Here is a 6,694-nt window from a genome sequence, read left to right on the forward strand (position 1 = left end):
GCGGCGAGGTCGATCCGATTGGTGCTAGCTGCTGCCGAACGACGGCCGGGGCGCGGCGACCGGATAGGCGGCGACGTTCATGATCACATCGCCCTCGCACGCCCCGCTGTCGATCACGGTGCGCCACGTCCCGGTCAAGGTGCCATCCGATTGCGGCGTGTAAACCGCGACCGAGTGCGCGGGCGCCCACACCTTCGGTACGCCCTCGCCCTGCCAGCAGTCCCATTCCCAGTCGTAGGTGTGCACCCAGCTCGCGCCGTCCCACGTGTAGCGCGGAGGGAGGGGCAGGGTGGGATTCGCCGGCGTCGGCCCATCGGTCACGGTCGCAACACACGTGCCGTTCGTGCACGTTGTCTCGAACGTGTAGACGTCGGAGAAGTCGGGCTCTGGCTGCCGCGCCGCAAGGCTGGTGCCGGTCTTCGAGGCGGCGAAGCGCTTCAGCGAGTACTGCCCGGACCACGATGGATCCGCCGCTCCTGCGGGAATGGCCATGGCGGCGAGCCACCCGGCGATGAGTGCAACCACCACAATCGCTTTCCGCATAGTTTCGAATTGAAGCATGTGGCGCGTGTGAATTCTGGTGTTCGCGAGCCGCCACTTGCGCGCTAAGCGGGCAGAGGGCACGCTGAGCAGCGTGAGTAAGGTGACCCTAAGTACCGAATTGCCGCTGCCCGCCGAGACCGTGGCGGGGCTCTGCCGCAAGCCGGAAACGATGCTGTTCGTGCTGAGCCCGGTCGTGCGTTTCCGCGAGCTGCACGTTCCCGACTTGCTCGAGGTCGGCGCAGAGGCCTCGGGCCGGATCTGGTGGTTCGGCATCATTCCGAGCTGGACCCATCGACTCACCGTCGTGAAGGCCGACCCGCTCGAGATCTACACCAACGAGCGCAGCGGCCCGGCACGCGTGTGGAACCACCGCCTGACGTTCGAGCCGATCGACGCGAACAGCTGCCGCTACACCGACGAGATCGAAACCGAAAGTGGTTGGCGCGGAGCCCCGACCCGGCTCTTCGTGCGGCTCATGTTCGCGCACCGGCATCGGCGCTGGCAGACGCTCGCCGGCATCCTTTCCTGAGGATTACTCCGGAGGTGTCAGCGCGGTGCCGCGTGAGGTGTCCTTGAGGTGTACGCCCGAACGGCCAAGCTCGCGTGCACCGGTGACCAAACCCGCTGCGACACGGGCCGCTTCGCGGTAACCGAGGCCTTCCGGCGGGTGAATGTTGGAGATGCAGTTGCGGTCGGCGTCGGTGCGTCCGGCGCGCGGTGCGTGCGTCAGATAGATGCCGAGGCTATCGGCGACGCTGAGGCCGGGCCGCTCGCCGATGATGACCAGTACGGTGCCGAAGCCGGCCAGTTCGGCGATGTGGTCCCCCAATGCGACCCGGGCCTGTGTGGCGATGACCGGCGGCGCGAGCGTATAGCGATCCCGCAGTTGCGCCACCAGTTCGGTGAGCAGCGCTGTGCCGTGTTTGGCGAGGGCGACGGGCGACAGTCCGTCTGCGAGAACGAATCCGATGTCTGCGGGGGTGTGCGGTACCTGTGATGATTCGGCGGGAATCCTGCCGAGGTCAGGTCGGCGCAGGTACTCCTCGCGTGTAGCCGCGGCGCTGCGTATGTGCAAGGGCTCGCCGATCCCGACGCCGCGGACCGTTTCTGCGAATAGTTCGACGTTCAGCGGCTCGTGCACCGCGTCTCGAGCGGCCGCGTGTGCTGAGGCGATTTCGAGCACCTGGCGAGTGGGCAAAGAGTTGCCGGTCCGGCCGAGCCCGATTCTCGCCTGGGTCGTTTTACGCAGCTCGGTCCAGAAGTCCTGGCCGGCCACCTCGTCCGTCATGGCGCTTCACCGGACGTCAGTGACCGCAGGAGTGATTGGTGCACATCGAAATTCGTCAACTGGCCGGTTTCGTCGAACACCCCCATCTTGCGTAGCCATTCCTCGAATTCGGGAGCGGCCTGAAGCCGGAGCGTCCGGCGCGCGACCAACACATCGTGGAACGACAGGCTTTGATAGCCGAGCATGACGTCGTCCGCGCCCGGGACGGTGATGACGTACGCGACTCCGGACGCCGCCAACAGCATCAGCAGAGTGTCCATGTCGTTTTGGTCGGCCTCGGCGTGATTGGTGTAGCAGACGTCGACGCCCATCGGCAGCCCGAGCAGCTTCCCGCAGAAGTGGTCTTCCAGTCCGGCGCGAATGATTTGCTTTCCGTCGTAGAGATATTCGGGCCCGATGAACCCGACGACGGTGTTGACGAGCAGTGGTTGCAGGTCGCGGGCGACGGCGTAGGCCCGGGCCTCGAGTGTCTGCTGATCGACGGGCCGCCCGCCGGTACCGAGGTGGGTGTGTGAACTCAGCGCGGAGCCTTGCCCGGTCTCGAAGTACATGACGTTGTTGCCAACCGTGCCCCGGCCGAGCGATCTTGCGGCCGCATTCCCCTCCCGCAGCAGTGCGAGGTCGACGCCGAACGACTTGTTTGCACCTTCGGTTCCGGCGATCGACTGGAACACCAGATCGACGGGAGCACCGGATTCGATCAGTCCGATGGTCGTGCTGATGTGCGAGAGCACGCATGACTGAGTGGGTATCTCGTAGCGGACTCGGATGGCGTCCAGTAGATGCAGCAGGTCCGAGGTGGCATGCGGCGAGTCGGTGGCCGGATTGACGCCGATCACGGCGTCGCCGCAACCGAGCAGTAGTCCATCGAGGACGCCTGCGGCGATCCCGCGCGGATCGTCGGTCGGATGGTTGGGCTGCAGCCGAGTCGCCAGGGTGCCCGGCAATCCGATCGTGGTGCGAAACGCTGCGGATACCCGTGTGGCAGCGGCAACCGCGATCAGATCCTGGTTACGCATGATTTTGCTTGTGGCCGCGACCATTTCGGGGGTCAGCCCCGGCGCAATCGCCGCGATTCGCGCCGCGCTGTCATCGATCGCGGCCGCTTCGAGCAACCAGTCCCGGAACCCGCCGACGGTCAGGTGCGAGATCGGAGCAAACGCCTGCCGGTTGTGGCTGTCGATGATCAGCCGCGTGACTTCGTCGGTTTCGTACGGCACGACGACGTCGTTGAGGAATGTGTCGAGCGGCAGGTCGGCTAGCACCCACGCCGCTGCCGCGCGTGCGGCATCGTGTTCGGCGGCACACCCGGCGAGCTGATCACCAGAACGGAGTGGCGTCGCCTTCGCCATCAGGTCGACGAGGTGGTCGAATTCGTAGGTAGTGCCCGAAACCTGTTGGCGGTAGATCAATTCAGCTCACCTCCATGCCGACGAGGATGGCGAACACTTCTCGTGCGCGAGTTGGGCGCCACGCGGCTCGTCTTGAAACTGTATGACCCGGTGCTTCGAAACGCGCCCTTTCCCGCTGGCCGACGCCGGCCTGAACAATCCGAGTATCGAACATATGTTCGACAATCTGATAAGATCGAGCCTGTGCAGGCCGGGCGTCGGTCAGCGGTTGGTGGACGCGCCCGGTGCACCAGCACGAGCGTGTGGCGGGAAGGTTGGGCCAATTTGTTCGAGTCGTGGCCGGTCCATTTTCAGCCCGAACCGCGGCGCGAGGTCGAACCGCCGGTGGCGGTGATCGTCGACCTTGCGCTCGGTATCGCGCGGTCACCGATCGGACGCCGCGCGGATGGCCTTCCGCTCCGAGTTCGGGCGGAGAGCCTTCAGATGGACGCGAAAGTGCCTGGTGCGCTGCATGCCTGGGCTCGCACCGCGCGGGGTGACTGGCTCGGCCGCGTTCGGCTGCGCATCCCCGCCGGACAGGGCTGGCTGGAGACGGACCAATGGATTGCCGCCGTCGCGATCACACCCGTCACGACCACGCGCCAGGGGACCAACAAGCCGAAGCGACCGCTGATCTGAACGATGGGTCGGTCAGCTTTGTGCCGCATCGCTGAGACCCACGCCCCTCCCGCCGCACACTTCCTGGCGCGTCGCACACGCTCCGGCACCCCAAACCCTGTGCGCGCCAACGGTATGTGTGCGACCGATTGCGGGCCTGGCGCTCTAGCGCGGCGGCGTCAGCTTCGTGACTGTGCCGAGGAAGCTCGTGACGTACAGGGAACTCGAGTCCCAGCCCGGACCGGATCCGAACCGCACCGACGAGCTGAGGGGGAGTCCGTCCGCGATGATGCACGACCGGCCGGCATCGAGATCGACGCGCGCCACTTGGCCGATCGCATTGAGCGTGACGTAGGCAATCCCGTCCGGCCCGAGCGTGATGTCGTCGGCGGAGTTGAGCGGGCCGAATCCCGGAATCACCACGGTGCGCGGGGCGCGGGCAGGATCGGCGAGGTCGACGATGGCGATCTCGGTGGTGGGGTTGAACGTCGTCGCGACGACGAGCCGGTTGCGAGCTTTATCGACGGCGAGGCCATTCGGGAACGGGATCGCGGGGCCGTACGGCCCGACGTGCTTGCCGTCTGCGCTGGCGACGGTGAGTGACCCGGGGCCGAGGTCCTTGCTCACCACGAAATCGCCATTGGGCAGCTGCGTAAGCCCGTTCGGCATCTGCAGGCCGGTCGCGACCGTCGATACCGCGCCGGTGTCGAGGTTGAGCGACTGGATCGTGCCGTCCTTGCTGCCGGTAATCCCGGCGGTGAAGCTGTTGCCGGTATTGAAGTAGGCGGTGTTGCCGCGGACGAGGATCCCGCCGGGGCTGCTGACATTGGCCACTGCGGTCGATCTCTTGCCGTCCGCGCCGAGGCGTTGCAGCGCGCCAGTGCCGCCGAGGAGCGACTGCTCGCTCAATAGGAGGCCGCCGCGGCCGTCGAAAGCGAGGTTCTCGAGCGTGCCGTAGCCGGACGCGACGGACTGTTTGGCCCATGGCGCACACGGATTCGGCTCGGCGACAGCCGAATTCACCGCGGGGCCGACCACTACTGCCGAGGCGATTGTGGCTGTAACCAGGGCATGCCGCACCGTGCGCGAGAACCGCATCCGTCCCACCTATCCGATTGGCGTTCCGACAACTCGTCGATCCTATCCAGCCGGCGGGTGGGCGGTGGTGGAGCGATGCGAGTCCAACACGGAAGTGCTCCCAGGAACCTCACAGCTTGGGTCCAGGGACGCCGGAGCTTCGCCCGCGACCGTGGGTGCCATGACAGAAGTCTCGACACTCTCCGCTGCCGGGCCGGCACATGTCGCGGCCGCCGCACAGGCAAACGTCGGTGCCGCGGTGTCGACCGGGGGAGCCCCTGTGACCACCACGCTCGGACTCGCCGGCGCTCCTACTCTCGACATCGTCGTCCCCGTGTACAACGAGGAGGCCGATCTCGCGCCGTCGGTGCGCCGACTGCACGCCTACCTGTGCGACGTGATGCCGTATTCGGCGCGCATCACGATCGCGGACAACGCCAGCACCGACTCGACGCTTGCCGTTGCGCGCGAGCTCGAACGTTCGCTCGACGGCGTGCGGGTCGTCCACCTCGACGCCAAGGGACGCGGCCGTGCGCTGCGCGCGGCGTGGAGCGCGTCCGACGCCGAGGTCGTGGCGTACATGGATGTGGATCTGTCCACCGACCTCAACGCGCTGCTGCCGCTGATCGCTCCGCTGGTGAGCGGGCATTCCGACCTCGCGATCGGTTCCCGGCTAAGCCGCGGCTCGCGCGTCGTCCGCGGCCCGAAGCGCGAGTTCATCTCCCGCAGCTACAACGTGTTGTTGCGCACGTCGCTGCACGCCCGGTTCTCCGATGCGCAGTGCGGCTTCAAGGCCATCCGGGCCGACGTCGCGCGGGAGATCCTGCCGCTGGTCGAGGACACCGAGTGGTTCTTCGACACCGAACTGCTCGTGATCGCCGAGCGGGCAGGCCTGCGCATCCACGAGGTGCCCGTCGACTGGACCGACGATCCGGACAGCCGGGTCGACATCTTTGACACCGCGTGCAAGGACCTGCTCGGCATCTGGCGCCTCGGCCGCGCCCTGTTCGCCGGCCGGCTTCCCCTCGACGATCTGCGCCGCTCACTCGGACGCGAACCGCTGGTGCCCGGGGTGCCGCGCGGCATGGTTGGCCAGCTCATCCGCTTCGGCATCGTCGGCATCGGCAGCACGCTGGCCTACGCGGTTCTCTACCTGATGCTGCATGCCGCGCTCGGGGCGCAATTCGCGAACTTCGCTGCGCTGCTGACCACCGCGGTGCTCAATACCGCGGCCAACCGTGCCTTCACGTTCAACGTGCGCGGTTCGGCCAATGTCTACCGGCACCAGATGCAGGGCCTGCTCATCTTCGGCATCGGGCTGGCACTCACCAGCGGTTCGCTTGCGGCACTGCATCAATGGCTGCCCGACGCATCGAAGCAGATCGAACTAGCTGTGCTCATTCTTGCCAATCTCATTGCCACGCTGGTCCGATTCGTCGGGCTGCGCTGGGTCTTCCGTACGAGCGATGTGGAGAACGTCCGATGACCACCCTTCTCACCGCGCCCAAGGGCGCACCGGCCGAAGTGCCGGACCGTCGTGGTAAACGCTGGGAATGGTGGGCTCTGGCGGCGCTGCTGGTCGGCACCGCCGTTGCCTATCTGTGGACGCTCGGCGAATCCGGTTGGGCCAATTCGTTTTACAGCGCCGCTGTCCAGGCGGGCTCGGAGTCGTGGAAGGCGTTCTTCTTCGGCTCATCGGATGCAGCCAACTCGATCACAGTCGACAAGCCACCTGCCTCGTTGTGGTTGATGTCGTTGTCCGTGCGGCTGTTCGGGC

General features: G+C 66.4%; 7 protein-coding genes and 1 pseudogene. 4 read left to right on the top strand and 4 right to left on the bottom strand.

What is annotated here, in order from left to right; genetic code table 11:
* Positions 1–24 precede the first annotated feature (24 nt).
* Positions 25–543: an Rv2253 family sensor-like surface protein gene (locus A8G08_RS03630; protein WP_068270249.1), complete on the bottom strand. Its 519-nt coding sequence runs from the start codon at positions 541–543 to the stop codon at positions 25–27.
* A gap of 82 nt (positions 544–625) precedes the next feature.
* Between A8G08_RS03630 and A8G08_RS03635 the strand changes: the two genes are divergently transcribed.
* Complete coding sequence (locus tag A8G08_RS03635; protein ID WP_068270288.1) at positions 626–1,072, top strand: SRPBCC family protein; 447 nt, start codon at positions 626–628, stop codon at positions 1,070–1,072.
* Between the two features lie 3 nt (positions 1,073–1,075).
* Here A8G08_RS03635 and eutC read toward each other — a convergent pair whose 3' ends face one another.
* On the bottom strand, positions 1,076–1,831 hold the full coding sequence (eutC, locus tag A8G08_RS03640; protein ID WP_068270251.1) for an ethanolamine ammonia-lyase subunit EutC: 756 nt from the start codon (positions 1,829–1,831) through the stop codon (positions 1,076–1,078).
* Complete coding sequence (locus A8G08_RS03645) at positions 1,828–3,243, bottom strand: ethanolamine ammonia-lyase subunit EutB (protein ID WP_068270254.1); 1,416 nt, start codon at positions 3,241–3,243, stop codon at positions 1,828–1,830. Before A8G08_RS03645 ends, eutC begins: the two co-directional genes overlap by 4 nt.
* 264 nt (positions 3,244–3,507) lie before the next feature.
* Between A8G08_RS03645 and A8G08_RS03650 the strand changes: the two genes are divergently transcribed.
* Positions 3,508–3,861 carry a hypothetical protein gene (locus A8G08_RS03650; RefSeq protein ID WP_084435920.1) on the top strand — a complete coding sequence of 118 codons (354 nt, stop codon included), beginning with the start codon at positions 3,508–3,510 and terminating at the stop codon, positions 3,859–3,861.
* 144 nt (positions 3,862–4,005) lie between these two features.
* On the opposite strand, the gene A8G08_RS03655 is transcribed toward A8G08_RS03650, so the two are convergent.
* Positions 4,006–4,938 (bottom strand): SMP-30/gluconolactonase/LRE family protein, encoded by a 933-nt coding sequence (locus A8G08_RS03655; protein WP_068270257.1) that lies wholly within the window; start codon positions 4,936–4,938, stop codon positions 4,006–4,008.
* Positions 4,939–5,098: 160 nt separating this feature from the next.
* On the opposite strand from A8G08_RS03655, the gene A8G08_RS03660 reads away from it, so the two are divergent.
* Positions 5,099–6,403, top strand: coding sequence for a bifunctional glycosyltransferase family 2/GtrA family protein (locus tag A8G08_RS03660; RefSeq protein ID WP_084435917.1), 1,305 nt, complete (start codon positions 5,099–5,101; stop codon positions 6,401–6,403).
* Positions 6,400–6,694, top strand: a pseudogene (locus A8G08_RS03665) (glycosyl transferase); the annotation flags it as partial. The gene A8G08_RS03660 and the pseudogene A8G08_RS03665, both read left to right, overlap by 4 nt.

The organism is Aldersonia kunmingensis (assembly GCF_001646865.1).
In the GTDB taxonomy this organism is placed as follows: Bacteria; Actinomycetota; Actinomycetes; order Mycobacteriales; family Mycobacteriaceae; genus Aldersonia; species Aldersonia kunmingensis.

Bases quoted from the DNA above. Each gene is read 5' to 3' on its own strand.
- A8G08_RS03630 (WP_068270249.1), bottom strand. From the start codon at position 543: ATGCGGAAAGCGATTGTGGTGGTTGCACTCATCGCCGGGTGGCTCGCC.
- eutC (WP_068270251.1), bottom strand. From the start codon at position 1,831: ATGACGGACGAGGTGGCCGGCCAGGACTTCTGGACCGAGCTGCGTAAA.
- A8G08_RS03655 (WP_068270257.1), bottom strand. From the start codon at position 4,938: ATGCGGTTCTCGCGCACGGTGCGGCATGCCCTGGTTACAGCCACAATC.
- A8G08_RS03660 (WP_084435917.1), top strand. From the start codon at position 5,099: ATGACAGAAGTCTCGACACTCTCCGCTGCCGGGCCGGCACATGTCGCG.